The organism is Pseudonocardia wallangbongensis (assembly GCF_054486945.1).
Window position 1 is genome coordinate 139,540 of the sequence record NZ_JBRERS010000011.1, and the last position, 19,953, is coordinate 159,492.

Genomic DNA, 19,953 nt, shown 5'->3' on the forward strand with positions numbered 1-19,953 from the left:
CTGGGTGTCGGGAAGTTCACGACGATGTCGGTGGGGCACCTGGATCTGATCGACGAGATCCTTTCGAACCGTCGGTTCGACCATGTGAGTTTCGACGTCTCGTGGAACGAGGTGACGCGGCACCTGCTGGCGAAGGAGCAGGACGGGTCGACGCCGATCCTGGACCGGTTCATGGAGATGGTCGCGAAGGACGATGCCGGCGGGTACGGGGTGCGGGGTCGGTTCGTGTTCGGTTCGGATGCGGTGAAGCCGGAGTCGAACGGTCAGTACTTCCGTCAGCATCGCGATTTTGAGCCGATCTTCGAGCGGATCCGGGCGGAGGTGGGTCAGCGGGCGTTCGAGAACATTCGGTACCGGGCGTTGGAGTCGCGGTTGGGTGATGCGCGGCGGGATGTGCGGCAGTGGGTGTTCAACGAGCTGTCGGATCCGACGAGCCGGGCGCAGTGGGACGAGCTGCTCGGTGCGATGACCGCCGAGCGGCGGCGGATCCCGCTGGAGTGGTTCGAGACGCAGCAGCGGCTCGGCAAGCTCGCGGTGACCCGGCCGGGCGCCGGCCCGGACTACCAGCTGCCCGACGACACGGTGGTCGACGGGTCGCCGATGATGCACTGGCGCAGCAACCGGCAGGTGCAGAGCCTGATCCGCTGGCACAACGCCGTCAACCAGGCCGTCGTCTCCGGGCGCAGGCTCTCGATCCGGCTGATCGTCTCCGCGTTGAAGGCGTCCTGGGTCGACCTCCAGAACGAGCGCGACGACCGGCGTGCCGCCGGCGCGGCCCGCAAGCGCGCACGCGCGTTCGAACTGGACGCCGCGACCGACACCGGCGCGCTGGGCCTGCTGGACGCCGGGGGCACGCCGTACACGGTGCAGGCGCTCATCGCGGCCGGCCAGACCGGCCGGGCGACGTCCCCGGCGTGGGCGCGCCGCGTGCTGGAGCTGACCCAGGAGTCGGAGCTGCGCCGCGTCGACGACACCACCGAGCGCCGCGGTACCCGCACCCGGCTGCTGCTGCACACCGGCATCGCCGCCGCCGTGTTCGCCGGGGTGGTGGCCGTCGGCGGTTGGGCGATGTGGCCGCTGCTGACCACGACCACCGCGGGGTACATCCAGTTCGCGATCCGCGGCGGGCTGGGTCTGCACCGGGGTGCCTACAGCCAGCAGATGCGGGTGCTGGTGGAGTCCATCCTGGAGCGCGGGCAGTTCAACGTGTCGACGGTCCGGCGGTTGATCGGGACGATGCGCAAGTACGCGATCTTCGATCGGGCGACGCCGCGGCAGATCGAGAACTTCGACCGAATCGCGAACGAGTTCCTGGTCATCGCGCAGGTGCTCGAGCACGCGCCGCTGCGACCGGGCGACGGCGAGACGGCCCGGATCCGGCACGAGACGGCGTTGGAGCTGTTCTCGATCTTCCTGGACAAGGCGGGCAACGCGCTCGGGACCCAGGCCCAGTCCTTCCACGGGTTGAACCCGCACGGCGGTCTGCTGGGCCGGGTGTTGAACACCGCGCTGGCGTTGACGTTCGTGATCAACGCGTTCGGTCACGTCAACGGGGTGTTCACGCTGGGTGGGTTCGTGTTGGCGGTGAACGCGGCGTACGCGGTGGCGGATCTGTTGTTCCTGGGGCAGGCCGGCCCGTCGGCCGTCACCGGGCTGGCCGGTTGGGACGTGGGTGGGCATCCGTTGGTGCGCAAGCTGGTGCACCGGTTGGCGTTGCCGATGATCACGGTGGCGAACGTGTTGTTGACGTTGCAGTTGGCGTTCATCGACGACTCGGCGATGGTGGTCCCGGCGTTGGCGCTGACGTTGTCGTCGGGTTACCTGACGGTCCTGGGTTTGATCAGTGAGGGCAAGCTGGGTCGGTTGGCGCCGCGGCGGGGTGCGTTGGCGAACGGGGTGCTCAACGGCGCTCTGATGGCGTTCGGGGTCTTCACCCTGCTGCCGGGTGGCTGGCTCCCGCTGACCCTGGCCGCCGTCGGGGCGCCGTTGCTGCTCACCGGCATTTCGAAGATCGACCTGTGGCTGTCCCGGCGTACCCGCGCTCCGCCCGCCGATGTCGTGCGGCTCTCCGAGCTGGCGGCGCTGATCAGTGCGGCGCGGGTCCAGCTCGAGAAAACGCCCCGATTCGCCCGGAACCACAACCAGCGGCTGTTGGAAGGCGACCTCGCCGAGGTCGAGGTCCGCCTCGCCGGCCTGGATCGGGCCGCGGAGACCGGACCGGTTCCGGCGCACCAGCTCGAGCGCGCCGCACGGCACGCGGCCGAGGTCGTCGAGCGGCAGTCCGCCCTCGCCGGCGGTGGCGGGGCGCTGGCGGTCGAGCCGCTCGGTGCGGCCCGGGACGGCTACGAGGCCGCGCTGCGGGCCGTCCGGCCGACCGGGGTCGTGCCCGGTGCCGGTGGAGCCGGTGCTCTGGTCGTTCCGGCGGCGGAGCTGCGCGCGCTCGGTGTCAGCGACCGGACGCTGCGCAACGTGATCGCCTACACCCTCGACGGACGGGTGTTCGTGACCGACGAGCAGCTGGCCCGGATCCGCGGGCTGCAGGCCGCGGGCGAGCTGCCGGCCGGGTGGCTGGAGCGGGTGCTCGAGCACGAGCACACCTACCGCGTCAACCGTCCTCGCGCCGCAACGGAGCTGGAGGCGTGGCGGGAGCAGCGCCGGCACAACGCCCGCGGGCTGATCACCGAGTGGTCGGCCGCGCTCGGTGCCGAGCGCGCGTCGGAACCGGCGGCCGGGGCGCAGCCGGCCACGCTGCGGCGCGTGCTGGCCCGGGTGGCGGCGGTGCTCGGGCTCCCCGCGTTCTCGGTGTTCGGGGTGGCAACTCCCGCCGCGGCGGCCGGCCCCACGTTCGAGGTGACGGGTGCCGGGTCGGTGCTGCAGTGGCTGGGCACCCCGGTCGGCGCGGTCGTCGCGGCCGTCGTCGCGGTCGGGCTGGTCGGCGTCGTGCTCTGGCGTGCCGGTCCCCAGGCGCGGGCCCGCGTCGCCCAGTTCGTGCTCCGGGTGACCGGCGTGGCCGTGCTCGGGGTCGCCGCAGGCGGGATGTTGCTCGCGGTCGCCGCTCTCGCCCAGGTGACGACCGGTGCCGCGCTGCTGCCGTCGGCGTGGGGTCTGCACATGACGGCCTGGGGCGGGCTGTTGCTGAAGGCCGCGGGCGGGTTGGTGGCCTTCAACGTGGTGCTGTGGACCGGACGCAAGGTGGCCGGCCGGCGCGCCGCCGCCCGCGGCCGGCTGGCGGCGGCGCACCGGTGGGCGGCGCTGGAGCGGTTGACCGCCGGGCTGGGCTCGGGCCAGGGCCGGGCCGCGGTGGACGAGCTCGTGGCCGCCGAGGCCCGGCTGCGTGATCTGGTGGCCTCGGGTGCGCCGGCCGGTGCGCTCACCGCCGCCGAGCGGGATCGGGCCACGGCGCAGCGGGCGGTCGAGGAGTTCGCGGGTGGCGCGCTGGTCGACGCGGCGCGCCTGGGTGTGCCGGATCGGGCGGTCGCGCGGGTGCTGCGCCGGCCGGTCGGAGTGGCCGGGATGTTGCTGGCCCCCGCGCGGGCGGCGTGGGGCTCGGCGGCCGGCCCGGACGGGGCGTGGGAGGAGCTCGCCCGGCGGCGGTCGCGGTTCGCCGCGGCGGACACGGCGGTCGCCGAGCTCCTGTCCACCGGTGCGCGGTGGCTGTTGAACCCGGTCGACGGGTCGGCGTTGCCGCCGAACGCCCTGGGTCGGATCGCCGACGTGCTGGACGTGCCGGAGGCGCTGGTCGGGTCGTGGGCCCTGGACGCGGACGTCTCCACGGATGTGCCGGTCGCGGTCGGTGCGGACCCGGATCTGCGGATCGATCGGTTCGGAGACTTCGAGACCCGACTGGGGCTGGTCCGCTCCGCTCTCGACGACCTGAGGGCCACCCGTGCGGTCGCCGAGGCATCGGTGACGGAGGCGTTCGAGGCGTTCGACGCCGGAACCGGCGGTCTGGCGTCGGGGAACCCGTCGAGGCCGGGCGGCTCGACGCTCGACCTGACCGGGCGGGTGCCGTTCCGGTCGCCGGTGTCGCTGGGCGTGCGGGCATCGGTCTCGTTCGCAGGGCTGCTGCGGCGGACGTGGACCGGCGTCAAGCGGGGCCCGCCGGGGCTGGGCTACGCGGGTTGGCTCGCCGGCCGGTACGGCGCCGGGCGGGCGCTGCGGCGGACCACCGGGCTGTACGGCCCGGTCCGCGATCGGCACGAGGGGGTCGCCGAGAAGGCGCTGGCCGGGAACCGGGCGGCGCGGGATCGGGCGATCGCCGCGGCCGGCGGCCTCGCCGGGGTGCTGGCGGCCGGGTCGGGTGCGACCGGGTTCGGTGAGCTGGCAGCGGACAACACCGCCACGCAGGCGGCGCGCACCCGACGCGACGACGCGTTGCGGAACTACGCCGACTGGGCGACGCCCGCGGTCGAGCGTGCAGCGGATGCCGGCCTGCCGTTGCGCAGGATCGTGCAGCTGTCCGGGCTGACCTGGGAGCAGGTCAGCGGGATCACCCGCCGGTTCGCTCCGGACCCCGGCGAGCGCACGCGTTGGGTCGACCCGCTGACCGAGCGGTGGATCGGCTTCTGGGGCCGGCGGCACCCGGCGAAGGACAAGCTGATGACGCTGGCCAACGGCGACCAGGTCACCGCGCACGAGCTGCGGGCGATCCTCGAGGACATCGACGGGGGCCGGGGTGGCTACCAGCTGGCGATGCTGGTGGGCGGCCGGGTCGCGGGCATGATCGGCCGGGAGCGGATGGCGCTCTACGACCTGTCGGACGGGCATTTCCACCACGTCGGCTACGACGATCCCCGTAACAACGGCATCGGGAAGTTCCTGGAGAAGCTGCGCGACGCGGGGCACCAGGGTGTGATCACGTTCCACCCGATCCCGCAGCGCGGCATGGGCCTGGCGACGTTGGGGGCGACGTTCTACTACGGCATCGCCGGCGTGCTGACGCTCGGGCTGCTGTTCAACCAGCCGATGTTGCAGATGTGGGGCAAGTTCCCCGATGTCCGGCTGCTGGACGCGGTGCGGGCGTTGCCCGAGGAGTTGCGGTGGCGGGCCGTGGTCGGTGTGGTGGGCGCCCGGATGGACGTGCCGGGTGCGCTGGGCTACCTGCGGCTGCTCGCGTTGCTGAACCCGGACGAGGCGATGTTGGTCGGGGAGACGACGATCGCGAAGGAGGCGGTCACCGATCTGCTCGGTGACCAGGCCATCCACACGGTCAACCCGGACTGGGCGAACCTGGTGCAGCGGCTGGTGGCGGGCGTCGGGCTGCTGCGTGAGGCGTGGACCGCCGGTGCGCTCGCCCCGGAGCGGTTGGACGGGCTGCAGCAACAGCTGGTCGACCTGATCACGCTGGATGCTCACGCCGACCCGGTGGGCGTAGCCGCCGGGCTGGCCGATCTGCTGATCGACAACATCGGTGCGATCGCGGACCTGCTGGGTGCGGCGGGGCATCCGAGGGCGTCGGCGGAGTTGCACACGGCGCAGCGGCAGGTCGATTCGGGTTTGTTGCCGATGTACAACCCGTACCTGCGGGAGTTGTTGCAGGCCTCGGCGGAGGTCGGCTACCTGGTGGTGTTGCACAACGACTTCGGGTTGGCGCGGGTGGCGGGGAACGGCCGGTTCGCGGATGTGACTCCGGACGAGCGGTTCGGTGCTCCGTTGTTGGGGTTGTTGGCGCAGTACCCGGAGGCGAAGATCATTTTGGCGCATCTGGGTGTCGGGAAGTTCACGACGATGTCGGTGGGGCACCTGGATCTGATCGGGCAGGTGTTGTCGGACCCGCGGTATGACCACGTGAGTTTCGACATCTCGTGGAACGAAGTGACGCGGCACCTGCTGGCCGTGGAGCCGGACGGGTCGACCCCGATCCTCGACCGGTTCGTCGAGCTCGTGGCGCAGCACCCGGATCGGTTCGTGTTCGGTTCGGATGCGGTGAAGCCGGAGTCGAACGGCCAGTACTTCCGCCAGCACCACGATCTCGAGCCGATCTTCGAGCGGATCCGGGACGAGGTCGGGGCGGCGGCGCTGGCGAACGTCCGGTACCGGGTGCTGGAGTCGCGGTTGGCGGATGCGCGGCGGGATGTGCAGCAGTGGGTGTTCAACGAGCTGTCGGATCGCACCAGCCGGACGCAGTGGGACCCGGTGCTGCGGGCGATGAGCCCCGAGCGTCGCCGGATCCCACTGGAGTGGTTCGAGACGCAGCAGCGGCTCGGCAAGCTCGCGGTGACCGGGCGGGGCGTCGGCCCGGACTACCGGCTGCCGGACAAGACGGTGGTCGACGGGTCGCCGATGATGCACTGGCGCAACAACCGGCAGGTGCAGAGCCTGATCCGCTGGCACAATGCGGTCACACCGGCGGTGGTGGAGGGCCGCAGGCTGTCCCTGCGACTGATCGTGTCCGCGTTGAAGGCGTCCTGGGTCGACCTCCAGAACGAGCGCGACGACCGGCGTGCCGCCCGCGCGGCCCGCAAGCAGGCCAAGCACTTCGAGCTGGACGCCGCCACGCACACCGGCGAGCTCGGGCTGCTGGACGCCGAGGGCACGCCGTACACGGTGCAGGCGCTCATCTCCGCCGGCCAGACCGGCCGGGCGACGTCCCCGGCGTGGGCGCGCCGCGTGCTGGAGCTGACCCAGGAGTCGGAGCTGCGCCGCGTCGACGACACCGCGGAGCGCGGCCGCACGGCGCGCCGGATGCTGGTGCACACGGGTATCGCCGCGGTGGTGTTCGCCGCCGTGGTCGCGGTGGGCGGCTGGGCGATGTGGCCGCTGTTGACCACGACCACCGCGGGGTACGTCCAGTTCGCGATCCGGGGCGGGCTCGGGCTGCAGCGGGGTGGTTACAGCCAGCAGATGCGGGTGCTGGTGGAGTCGATCCTGGAGCGGGGCCAGTTCAACGTGTCGACGGTCCGGCGGCTGATCGTCACGATGCGCAAGTACGCGATCTTCGATCGGGCGACGCCGCGGCAGATCGCCAACTTCGACCGGGTCGCCAACGAGTTCCTGGTGATCGCCCACGCGTTGGAGCGGAAGATCCAGTCTGCGGACGGGGAGACCGCCCGGATCCGGCACGAGACCGCGTTGGAGCTGTTCTCGATCTTCCTGGACAAGGCCGGTAACGCGTTGGGGGCGCAGGCACAGTCGTTCCACGGGCTCAACCCGCACGGCGGGTTGCTGGGCCGGATGCTCAACACCGCGCTCGCGCTGACCTTCGTGATCAACGCGTTCGGTCACATCAACGGGGTGTTCACGCTCGGCGGGTTCGTGCTGGCGGTGAACGCCGCGTACGCGGTGGCGGACCTGCTGTTCCTCGGCCAGGCGGCTCCCTCGGCCGTCACGGGGTGGGCCGGTTGGGACGTGGGTGGCCACTCGCTGGTGCGCAAGCTGGTGCACCGGTTGGCCCTGCCGGTGATCACGGTGGCGAACGTGTTGTTGACGTTGCAGTTGGCGTTCATCGACAACTCGATGATGGTGATCCCGGCGTTGGCGCTGACGTTGTCGTCGGGTTACCTGACGATCCTGGGGCTGATCAGTGAGGGCAAGCTGGGCAGGCTCGCGCCGCGGCGGGGTGCGCTCGCGAACGCGGTGCTCAACGGCAGCCTGATGGCGTTCGGGGTGTTCACGCTGCTGCCCGGTGGCTGGCTCCCGCTGATCCTGGCCGCGATCGGGGCGCCACTGCTCGTCGCCGCCATCTCCAAGATCGACCTGTGGCTGTCCCTGCGCACCCGCGCTCCGCCCCCCGACGTCGTGCGGCTGTCGGAGCTGGCGAGCGGGCTGGCCGGGGCGCGTGCCCGCTTGGCGGCGACGCCGCAGTTCCGCTGGGACGCGGTGCGCATCCGCGAGCGCAACCGGCTGCTGCCGCAGCTCGACCGCATCGATGCCCGGGTTGCCGCACTGCAGCGCGCGAGCGAGACGGGACCGGTCCCGAGCCACCAGCTCGAGCGCGCGACCGGCCACGTCGACCGGGTCGTCGAGGAGCTGGAGGCCCTGCTCGCCGGCGCGCCCGCAGGCGGCCCGGCCCGGCTGTCCGGCCAGGGCATGCCCGGCGACCCACGCGCGGCGATCGCCCGCAGCCCGGTGCGTGCGACCGTCGCCGCCGAGGCGCTGGCCGTGTTCGGGGCCGGTGTCGGCCTGCCGCGCAGCGAGTTCGTCGCCGCGGGCCTGCCGGTGCTGGTCGTCCGGGACGGCCTCAACCGCAACGTCGCAGCCGACACCGGCATCGACGACCTCGTCCTCTACTCCGACGGCGCCCTGCACGTCGACCCGCGGACGTGGGCAGTGCTGAAGGCGCTCGCCCGCACGCACCCGGACGTTGTGCGCATGCTGCTCGCGCACGAGCTGACCCACCTGCGTCACCCGGACCGGTCCGAGGAGCAGGTGCTGGCGGTGGCGCCGCTACCGCAGCGTTGGCCCTCCGAGCTGCGCGCGGCCGTCGAAGCGGCCGGCCGGCCCTACTCGCTGTCGGAGCTGCTCGGCCAGATCGTGGACGAGCCGGGGATCAGCTCGGTCGTGCTGACCCGGCGATCCCCGCACGGCGGCACGGCGATGAACCGGAAGCTGGGGTGGCTGGTCGGCGAAGGCCTCGTGGCGGTGCGCAGGGACGGCCGGACGAACGCCTACACCCCGGCCCCCGGGATCGCGGAGCTGCTCGCCGGGCAGACTGCCCGGGCACAGGCGGCCCGGGCTGTGCTCGAGCCCTGGTTGACCGTCGACCCCGGGCTGTCGGCGTCGCAGGCCACCCGCGAGCTCGAGCAGGCGCTGGCGCACGCCCGCCGCGTCTCCGACGGCCTGCTGGGAGAGCGTCCGGCCGCACCGGGAACCTCGACGGAGAGCCATCCGCACTCGGCCGCTGCGATGCTGGACGCGATCGGCTCCCGGCCGGACGGGATCAAACTGGACGAGCTGGCGCGGGCGCTGGGGCTGTCGTACGCGACGGTGCGGGACCGGATGTCCCGCATGGAGTCGCCGTGGGGGCTGGTCACGGTGATCCGCCCGCAGGGCCGGGGGAAGAACCGGTACGAGCTGAGCCCGACCGGGTTGGAGCTGCTGGCGGACCTGGTCGGACTCGGCCAGATCACCGTCGGGCCGGAGACGGGGCGGCGGCTGACCGAGCTGGACCGCGCCCCGGTCACCAGTCCTGTTCGCGGGGCCGTGCTGGAACGGTTGGCTTCCGCGCTGCGGCCGGACCTGGGTGCCGGGCCCGGAGCGAGCCGCGACATCACACACGCCCTCGAACAGCTGGACGTGCCGCGCGTCGAGCGCGACCACGCGCCGCGCGTCCAGGGACCGCGGGCCGCTCCGGCGCCCAGCCCTGCGCCCGCCGCCCCGCGGGCGCCGATCCGGCCGAGCGGTGTCCCGGCCGGCTTCGGCGAGGTCGTCGCGGAGTGGCGGTTCCTGAAGTCGCGGGACAACGGGCTGGTCCGTTCGCAGCGCCGGGTCCGGTTCACCCGGCTCAGCGCGGAGCTGACCAGGAGGCTCAGCGCGGTGCCGCCCGCCGAACGCGGATCCGTCGTCGGTGCCCTGCAGCAGGTGGCACCGGGCATCACCCAGCTCGTCGGGCCGCTGCGCGGCGACGCGGGCCCCGCCGCGACCGGGCCGCAGGAACCGGGTAGGCGGTCCCCGTCGACCGGGCCGGGAACGACCCGCACGGGCGGCCGGGAGCGCGACCCGAAGCGGTACCCGGGCCAGGCGCGCGAACCCCCGGCGTCGCACGCGTTCGCCGTGACGCGTGACGGTGCGCAGGCCGAGCTCGGTGATCTCGAGTCGGCGGTGCTGGCCGACCTGCGCCGGATGGGCGCGGTGCGGCCGGCGGACGCCGAGGAGCTCGATGTGGCGAGCCCGGGTCGGTCGTGGTCGGGAGCGCAGATGTCGCTGCACCTGGTCGACGGCCTCCACCAGCGGCTGGCCGAGGCCGGGTCGCGGCTGCTGGTCGTCTACGTCGTCGACCGCTCCACCCGGGAAGTCTTCGTCGACGCCGCCTTCTTCGAGGACCGGCTGCGGTCGCTGTCGCCGGACACGCGCCGGTTCATGGAGGACCACGAGCTCGCGCACGTCACCCACCCCGACCCGACCCACCACGAGCGCGACGTCTGGGGTGGCTACCCGCGTCCGGTGCGCCGCGAGCTCGCGGCCGTGGCGCGACAGGTGCTGGGCGGCCGGCCGCGGTGGCAGGAGACGATCTCGACACTGGCCGGCTCGGTCCGCCGCATCACCATGCTCGAGCCGGGCCGTCCGCAGAGCCTGCGCGCAGTGCTGGACGAGGTGGCCGCGCATTCCGGTGGAACCGTCGACCAGTTCGACGTCGGGTTGTCGGCGCGCGACGCCCGCGCCTGGCTCCACGCGCTCGCCGGGTCCGGCCTGGTCACGGTCGATGTCACGGGGCGTACGCCGCGCTTCGCCGTGAGCGCGGAGGGCGTCGCGCTGCTCAAGCGGCTGGACCGGCGCGACGCCGTGGCCGACCCGGCCAGGCGCGACCGGTTGAATCGGGTGGCGGAGCTGCTGGACGCCGCCCCGCCCGCCGGGCCCACGCAGATCGTCGACACGCTCTCCCCCCTGCTCGCCGGGGTGGGCACCGCGCAGGCGGCGACCGCCCGGTGGTGGCGCGCCCTCAGCCCGGTCACCCGGGTCGAGGAGCAGATCAGGCGTCCCGCCGAGTTCGGGAACCTGGACGGGATTCCGGCGTTCGACCGGCACCTGGTCAACGTGCAGGAGCTGCGGCGCGACGAGCGGACGCTGGAGCAGCAGCTCCTGCTCGTCCAGACGGGCCTGCTCAACGTGCTGCGCACCCGCAGGGCGACGACGATCCTGCGCGCCAAGCTCGCGGGTGTCCGCACGCTGCTGGCCGAGCTGGAGGCGGACCGGTCCCTGCTGCTGCTCGGCTACGACATCAGCCAGACGCGGGGTCACGCGACCATCGCGGTCGGCAACCCCGACCTCGCCGACCATGTGGCGGTGTTCGTGCCGGGGATGCGCTACCGCTTCGCCAGGATCGACGTCCCGCTGACGCGGGCGAGGGCCATGCACCGTGCCGCGGTCGACGCGGGTGCGCACACCCCGTCCGTCATCGTCTGGGGCCACCTGCACGACTGGCCGCAGACCATCCCCGACGCCGGCCGGGAAGCGGCCGCCCACCGCGCCGCGCCGCGGCTGCACAGCTTCCTGGAGGGGTTGCACGCCACCCACCAGGGCCTCCCGCCCCACGTGACGCTGGTGGCGCACAGCTACGGCACGGTGCTCGCCGGCATCACGGCCGCCGCGTTCGGCCTGCCGATCGACGACCTGGTGCTGCTGGGCAGCCCCGGCACCACACTCGACGTGGCCGCGCACTTCCACCTGCCCGAGGGCCACGTCTGGGCCGGCACCGCCACCAGGGACCCGATCTTGACCACCCCCCGGCGCTGGCACAACCTGCTGCCCACCGACCCGCGGTTCGGCGCGACGGTGTTCGACGCCGGCAGTGGCGGCAGCTACGGCCTGATGGGGCCGCACGCCAGCTACTGGGAGGCGGACTCGCCCGCGCTGCGCAACACCGGGTTCGTCATCGCCGCCCGGCCGGACGAGGTCGTGCTCGCGCCGATCAAACCCGCGGGCGGCAAGCGGGCGAACGGCGAGGAGGGCCCCGGCCCGAACAACGGGGCGCTGGCGGTCCACGCGCACAACATCGGCGATGCGGAAGGTCGGCAGCTGGAGAAGGCGGTGCGGCGTGCGCGCAAGGCACGCGGTCCGCTCCAGCCGCTGCCCCCGACGTCGGCGCGGGTGCAGGTCGTCGACCAGCACAGCGTCATCCGGAACGTCAGCCAGCGGGCGCACCTGATCTCCAGCGCCGCCGAGGTGGTGGACCTCGTCATCGCCTACACCGTGGATGGGACGGTGTACATCACCGACCAGCGGCTCGCCGAGATCGCCGCGCACGTCGATGCCGGCCTGCTGCCGCCGGACTTCCTCCAGCGGGTGCTGGAGTACGAGGTGGTCTTCCGGGTCAACGGCCTCCCGACGCTGGACGGGCGCACCCGGAAGGAGGTCGAGGCCGAGCTCGCAAGGCTCTTCGACCGGGCCCGCATCGCGGCGGAGGCCGGCATCGGCGCAGACCCCGGCGACGTCCTGAGCGCTGCGGCCCAGCGCACCGCACCGGCGTCCACAGCGGCCATCGAGGGGCTGCCGGCCGCGGCCCGGCGGCCCGGCATCCGGGTGATCTCGACCGACGACCTGGCCATCCAGCTGCAGGCGCACTGGTTGCACCGCGCGGGGATCGACGCCTACGGCACCGCAGACCCCGACCACATGCCCGGCCGGTTCAAAGACCGGATCCTCCGCAACAACAACCGGACCTATGCCTCCTACCGGGTTGCCGGGATCGTCCGCACCGCTCGGGCGAAGGCGGCCGAGCTGGCCCGCCGGGCGGACCCCGTCACGGTCACGGGGGACGACGGCACCGCTGCCGTGTACGTCACGGACCGGCGGATGGCGGAGTTCGCCGCGCACATCGCGTCCGGCCGGCTCGACGCGGGGTGGCCGGTCGAGCTGGGCGGCGCGCCGGACGCGCGGGCCCACGAGGTCACGGAACCGCTGGCCCTGGCCCGCAGACTGACCGGCGACGCCATCGTCGCGGCCATGTTCCGCGGCGGTCCCGAGGAGTCAGCGACCGATGTGCTCGACACGACGATCGTGGTCCAGCAACTGCTCCCGCCCGGTGCCCCCGACACCGTCCGCGACGGCACGCGCATCGCGGTGGAGGACGAGGTGCGTCGATCGGACTCGCTGTTGTTCGGTGCGGACGAGGAGCAGATCGCGCTCGTCCACCCGGAGTGGACGGGCCGGACCGGGGCGCGGGGCGCCTTCGCCGGTGACGGCATCGCGCTCGAACTACCGTGGAGCAAGGCCCGAAGCCGCGTGCGCATCAGCGGGAGGTTCCTGGAGGGCGACTCGCGACACACCCCGCTCAGCGCCAAGATGCGGCTGCTCACGGACGCGGTCGAGCACTGGTACGGGCATCCGGTCGGCGAGGAGCGGTTGCTGACCGCGCTGGCCACCGCGTTGGCCGAGCAGCGGGATGCATGGGTGGCCGGTGTGGAGGGCGAGTACCGCCGGGAGGCGGTGGAGCTGCACCGGACGGTGCTTTCCGGCCTGTCGCCGGACGGGGCGGACATCGAGTGGGAGCTGGTCGTCCACCGGGAGCGCGGCGACGGCTACGGCACCTACGGCGACGGGGAGCTGCTCAACCTCTACCCGGTCCTCGCGGGCTCCGACGGGACGGTGAGCCACGCCGACCTGAGGCGGGCGGCGGAGCGTCACGGGCTCCTGCGCACCGACGAGCAGGAGCGGCCGACGGCCAGTTTCCGGTTCGACACGCGGGCCGACCTCACCGTGGGTGACCCCGCCGAGGTGAAGCACGCGGACGGGAGGCACGCGAGCGTCTGGATCGCACCTTCCGAGGGCGGTGACGGCGGTTGGGTGGTCACCGAGGACGCGGACTCGAGCCCGGATGCCGTCCGGGTGTCGGCGGTGCGCTGGACGTCGGTGGGAGAGTCGAGGGATACGATCACGACCCGGGCGGCGCTGGCCGAGACGGTGCGACCGAACCAGCGCGTGTGGATGCGGGTCTTCCACCCCGCGCCGAACCGGCGGGGCGGGCGCAGCGGGAGGTACCGTGCGATCTGGGTGCCCGGCCTGGTCCAGGAGGTCCGCGGCGCCGAGGTGCTCGTCGGGTTCGCGGGCGTGACCAGCCCCCTCGGTGCGTTCGTGGTCACCGAGGACGGCGAGCTGGTCGGGGTGGTCACCGGTGACGCGGACCCGTGGACCGGCCAGACGGCCACCCGCGTGCTGGCGCCCGAGCCGCTGCGGCATGCGCTGGCCCACCTGGTGGGCATGGTGGGCATGAAGCCGCTGCGTGCCGCGCTGGCCGGCCTGGCGGATCGGGCGGGGCTGACGTCGGTGCACCGCAAGCTGGAGCGACCGGCCCTGGCACCGGTGCCCGGCCGGGTCCTGCCGTACCTCGCCGTCGGAACGCTCACCGACACGCAGGAGGCCCTGCTGCAGCGGGTCCTGCCCGAGACCGAGCAGGGTCAGGACCTGCTGCCTCCGGAGTGGCAGGCGTTGGAGCGCGACTCGAAGGTCGAGTCCGCCTGGGCCCTCGACCTCGTCGAACGGCTCGTCGCGGCGGGCATGGACGGCGACGAGGCCCGGAACGTCGCCCACCGCCTGGTCTTCTACCCGATCGGAACCACCTTCTACATCACAGACCAGCGGCTGCACGAGATGGCGGGCCACGTCGCCGCCGGTCGGCTCACCGGCGACTGGCCCCTCGCAGTACTGTCCCTGCTGCGCAACCCCCAGCACCGCCGCGAGGGCCTGCTCGGCGACCGGATGGACGAGTTGGAGCAGGCACAGGACTGGGCCGCCGAGCAGATCGTCACGATCATGGCGGAGCAGCGCGGCGTCGAGACGATGACCGTCGACGCCCTCGCCGACGAGCTGGTCGCGCTCACCGAGGTCCCGTCCGACGAGACGGCCCGCCACGCGCGCCGGGTCCACATGCACTCGGTCCTGCGGGCGGCGGTGCACGGCGCGGCGACCCTGGTCGCGGGCGACAGCTACCCCGCCCAGGTCGGGCTGGTCCACCCGTCGTGGTTGCGCGGCGGGCACGCCCACGCGAGGTTCGACGGCCGCGAGCTGATCCTGGAGCTGCCCGGTGCGCCGGACGACGCGGCCGTCATCAGCGGAGCGGGGCAGACCGGCCGCAACCGGCTGTCGTCCGCCGTGCGGTCACTGGCCCGGGCGGCCGAGGCCGCGATCGGCGCGCCGGTCGGCGACGAGCTCCTCCTGCGCGCACTGGCCAACCGAACCCTGCTGTCCCGCCAGGAGCAGCTCCCCGGCACCGGGGTCCGGGTGGACCGGGTCACGATGCCCGACCTCCGGCCGGGCACGACGTTCGAGCTCACCTTCGTCCGCGGGTCGGCCGACCGGTGGACGCTGGTGGGCCTGCACGAGCCCGGCCCGGGTCCCGTCGCCGCTCCGACGGCGTTCGACGCGCCCCTCGAGCGCGTCGTCACCGTCACCACCGCCGACGGACAGGTGCTCGGCACCGGCTACGTCGTGGACTTCGACACCGGCCTCGTCCTCACCTCCGCTCCGGGCGCGACCCTGCACCTGGCCGAGGAGCTGCGGGTGCGGCGGGAGGCCGCTGTCGTCGAGGTCACCGAGCTGGCCGCGCCGACCTGGGCCGACGTGGCCGGGACCGGCACGGCCACCGCACCGGTCGGCGTGGTGGCGCTGTACGCCCCGGGCCTGCACTATCTGGCCGGCACCGGCACCCCTTCGGCCGCGCGCCTGGCCGGGCCGGCCTCACCGGGCGACCGGCTGTGGCCCGTGAGCCGGCTCGAACCCGGCCAGGATCCCGCCATCGGGGTGGGGACCGTAGCCGACGTGGCACCCACCGAACTCACGCTCACCACCACGGGCACCGGCGAGGCCGGGCCGGTCCTGATCACCGACTCCGGGGAGCTCGGAGGGCTCGGGAACGGCGTCCTCACCGGGCCCCGGCAACGCGCCCACCCGTCCGAGCTGCTCCGCGGCGTGCTGCGCTGGCTCGGCGGGGGAGCGGCGGGCCGGACGTCCGACGGCGCCGGCGGGCTCGTTGCGATCGGGCGGCAGGAGCCGGCTCGGCGCGCGATGTCGGACGCGGCGCAGGCGCTGTACGACGCGGCCGTGCCGGTCGACCGGGAACGGTTCCCGCACCTGCCGCGCGGCCCGCCCGGCGTCACGGTCTTGGTGGTACCGGCCGGCCTGCGCCCCCCGGGGGCGGAGGGCGTGGTCGCGTTCGGTTGGCAGGAGCACGGCGGTGTCGTGCTCGTCTTCGAGGAGAGCCTCGCCGAGATCGACGCGCACATCGCCGCCGGCCGGCTGCCGGCGAGCTGGTGGATGTCGTTGTTGGCGCACGAGCACGGCTTCCACCTGGCCGGTGACCGGCACACCGGGTTCGCGCACGACCTGCACGCCGCACGGGTGGTCGCCGGGTTGCTGTGGGCGCGGATCAAGGCGTGGGCGGCCGGCCGGCTGCCGGGACTGCGCAGGCTGGTGGTCGCGTCGGGCGTGGCCGTGGTGCTCGGACTGAGCATCCCCGTGGCGGCGGCCGCAGAGCCCGGCCCGAGCGCTGCCGCGGCCCAGGTCACGGCCGCGGCGAACCCGCCGTCCGCCGTGGAGCCGGTTCGGCCCGACCCGTCCGCACCGGCCGTCGCCGACGGCCGGGACGTGGTGTCGCGCCGGGGTGACTCCGTGGCGCGGTTGGCGGAGGGTCTCGGCACCACGCCCGCCGCGGTGCGGGCGGCCCTGCAGGCGCGCAACCCCGACCTGGAGCTGCCGGCCGACGACGACACGCCGCTGCCGGCGGGGACCGGGTTCGCGGCCCCGGCCGGGACCGGTTCGACCTGGACGGTCCTGCCGGAGTCCCGGTACGGCACGTCGGACAACCTTGCCCGGATCGCGGCCCGCTTCGGCCTGGACGGCTGGACCGTCGTCGAGGACGCCAACCAGGAGCTGCTGGCCGGCCGGGACCCGAACCTGGTCCACCCCGGTGAGACCTTCACCATCCCCGGCGGCCGCCACGTGCCCGGTGACGAGGGCAAGCCGGGCGAGGGCAAGCCGGGCGAGGGCAAGCCGGGCGAGGGCAAGCCGGGCGAGGGCAAGCCGGGCGAGGGCAAGCCGGGCGAGGGCAAGCCGGGCGAGGGCAAGCCGGGCGAGGGCAAGCCGGGTACGCCGACCTCGACGCCGACCTCGACTCCGACGCCCACCCAGCCGGCCCCGACCACGACCGCGCCGTCGAGCCCGGCCCCGGGCACGCCGGCGCCGAGCACGACGACGCCGGTCCCCTCGCTGTCGCCGGGTACGTCCGCTCCGGAGGAGCAGCCCGACACGTCGACGAGCTCGCCGTCGTCGGGCCTGCGGATGACGTTGTGGGGCGGGCTGCTACTGGCCGGGCTCGGCAGCGTCGTCGCCTGGGCTGCGGTGCTGTGGGTGGCGCGCTGGATCAAGGCCGTGTTGAAGGCCGGCCGGGAGGAGCTCGCCCCGCGACGCGGCCGGGTCGTGCTCGCGCGACTGGCGGCGACCCTCGGCTCGCCGGCCGGCCGGGCGGCGGTGCAGGAGCTGGTCAGCGCCGAGGCGCAGGTGCGTGAGTCGGCGACGGGTGTGCCGGCGGGTGCGGTGGCGGCTCGGGACGCGGCGCGGGCGCGGGTCGACGAGCTCGCCGGCGATGTCCTCGTGGATGCGGCGCGGCTGGGGCTGTCCGACCGGGCGGTGGCGCGGGTGCTGCGCGTGTCGGTGGCGGTCGCCGGCTTGTTGCTCGGCCCGGCGCGGGCGGTGTGGGCCTCGGCGGACGGCCTGGGCGGGCTGTGGGAGGAGCTGCAGCGCCGCCGGAAGCGGTTCGTGGAGGCGGACGCTGCGGTCGGTGAACTGCTGTCGACCGGGGTGCGGTGGTTGGTGAACCCGGTGGACGGTGCGGCGCTGCCGACGGATGCGGTGGCGCGGATCGCCGAGGAGCTGGACGTGCCGCCGTCGCTGGTCCTGTCGTGGGCCGTGGACGAGGACGTGTTCGTGGACGTGCCGGTGGCGGTCGGTTCGGACGTCGATCTGTGGTCGGACCGGTTCGGGTCGTTCGACACGCGGTTGGAGCTGGTCCGGATCGCGCTGGGCAACGTGCGGGCGGCGCGGTCGGTCGCCGAGGCCGCGATGACCGAGGCGTTCGAGGCGTTCGACGCCGCTACCGGTGGGGTGGCGTCGGCCGGGTCGCCCGCGTCGGGTGGGTCGGCGTCGGATCTGGCGGGCCGGGCTCCGTTGCCGTCGCCGGTGGCGTGGGGTGTGCGGGGCGCGGTGTGGTTCGCGACGTTGCTGCGACGGGTCTGGTCGGGTCTGGTCCGGGGCCCGCCGGGGCTGGGTTACGCAACCTGGTGGGCCGGCCGGCATGGAGCGGGCAGGCGGTTGCGGCTGACGGTCGGGCTGCACCTCGCGGTTCGCGACCGGCGGGTGGACGAGGCGCGGGCCGCTATCGCCGCGAACCGCGCGACGCGGGAACAGGCGATCGCTGCGGCCGGTGGTCTGGTGGCAGTGCTGGCGGCCGGCCGGAACGCCACCGGCTTCGACGCGCTGGCTGCGGCCAATCTGCGGACGAAGACCGCGGTCAGCGGGCGGGATGTTGCGCTGGCGGACTACGTCCATGCCGTGACACCTGCGGTGGAGCGCGCGGCCCGCGCCGGCCTGCCGCTGCGCGTGGTCGTGCAGCTGACGGCCCTGACGTGGGAGCAGGTCAGCGCGATCACACGCCGGTTCGTCCCGGATCCGGGGGAGCGGACGCGTTGGGTGGATCCGTTGACGGAGTGGTGGATCGGCTTCTGGGGCCGGCGGCACCCGGTGAAGGAGTCGTTGACGCTGGCGAACGGTGACGAGGTCACCGTGGCGGAACTGCGTCGGAGGCTCGAGGAGATCGACCGGGGTCGTGGTGGTTACCAGCTGAAGATGCTCGTCGATGGCCGGGTGGCGGGCATGATCGGCCGGGAGCGGATGGCGCTCTACGACCTGTCGGACGGGCATTTCCACCACATCGGTTACGACGATCCGCGCAACACGAGGCTGGAGGGTTTCCTGCAGAAGCTGCGGGATGCCGGGCACCAGGGTGTGATCACGTTCCACCCGATCCCGCAGCGCGGTATGGGCCTGGCGACGTTGGGGGCGACGTTCTACTACGGCATCGCTTCGGTGTTGACGCTCGGGTTGCTCTTCCAGCAGCCGATGTTGCAGATGTGGGGCAAGTTTCCCGATGTCCGGTTGCTGGACGCGGTGCGGGCGTTGCCGGCGGAGTTGCGGTGGCGGGCCGTGGTCGGGGTGGTGGGCGCTCGGATGGATGTGCCGGGTGCGCTCGGTTACCTGCGGGCGTTGGCGGTCCTGAACCCGGATCTGGCGACGATGGTCGGGGAGACGACGATCGCGAAGGAGGCGGTCACCGACCTACTGGGCGACCAGGCGATCCACACGGTCAACCCGGACTGGGCGAACCTGGTGCAGCGGCTGGTGTCGGCGGTCGGGCTGCTGCGTCAGGCGCTGCGTGACGGCGACCTGGCCGCCGCGCGTCTGGTCGGGTTGCCCGGCGAGCTGACCGAGCTGATCACCGCGGACGCCCACACCGATCCGGTCGGGGTGGCAGCCGGGCTGGTCGACGTGCTGGTGGGCAACATCGGTGCGATTGCGGACCTGCTGGGTGCGGCCCGGCACCCGAGGGCAGCGGCGGAGCTGTACACGGCGCGGAAGCGGATCGATTCGGGTTTGTTGCCGATGTACAACCCGTACCTGCGGGAGTTGTTGCAGGCGTCGGCGGAGGTCGGTTACCTGGTGGTGTTGCACAACGACTTCGGGTTGGCGCGGGTGGCGGGGAACGGCCGGTTCGCGGATGTGACTCCGGATGAGCGGTTCGGTGCTCCGTTGTTGGGGTTGTTGGCGCAGTACCCGGAGGCGAAGGTCATTTTGGCGCATCTGGGTGTCGGGAAGTTCACGACGATGTCGGTGGGGCACCTGGATCTGATCGACGAGATCCTTTCGAACCGTCGGTTCGACCATGTGAGTTTCGACGTCTCGTGGAACGAGGTGACGCGGCACCTGCTGGCGAAGGAGCAGGACGGGTCGACGCCGATCCTGGACCGGTTCATGGAGATGGTCGCGAAGGACGATGCCGGCGGGTATGGGGTGCGGGGTCGGTTCGTGTTCGGTTCGGATGCGGTGAAGCCGGAGTCGAACGGTCAGTACTTCCGTCAGCATCGCGATTTTGAGCCGATCTTCGAGCGGATCCGGGCGGAGGTGGGTCAGCGGGCGTTCGAGAACATTCGGTACCGGGCGTTGGAGTCGCGGTTGGGTGATGCGCGGCGGGATGTGCGGCAGTGGGTGTTCAACGAGCTGTCGGATCCGACGAGCCGGGCCCAGTGGAAC

At 73.3% G+C, this 19,953-nt stretch carries 1 protein-coding gene (only partly in view); it reads left to right on the top strand.

This entire window lies inside a single protein-coding gene on the top strand: locus ACU436_RS32285, encoding an NUDIX domain-containing protein. The 61,233-nt coding sequence extends 20,751 nt beyond the window's left edge and 20,529 nt beyond its right edge, so the window shows coding positions 20,752-40,704 (codon 6,918, complete, through codon 13,568, complete); the first complete codon in view begins at nt 1. Both codon boundaries (start and stop) fall beyond the window edges.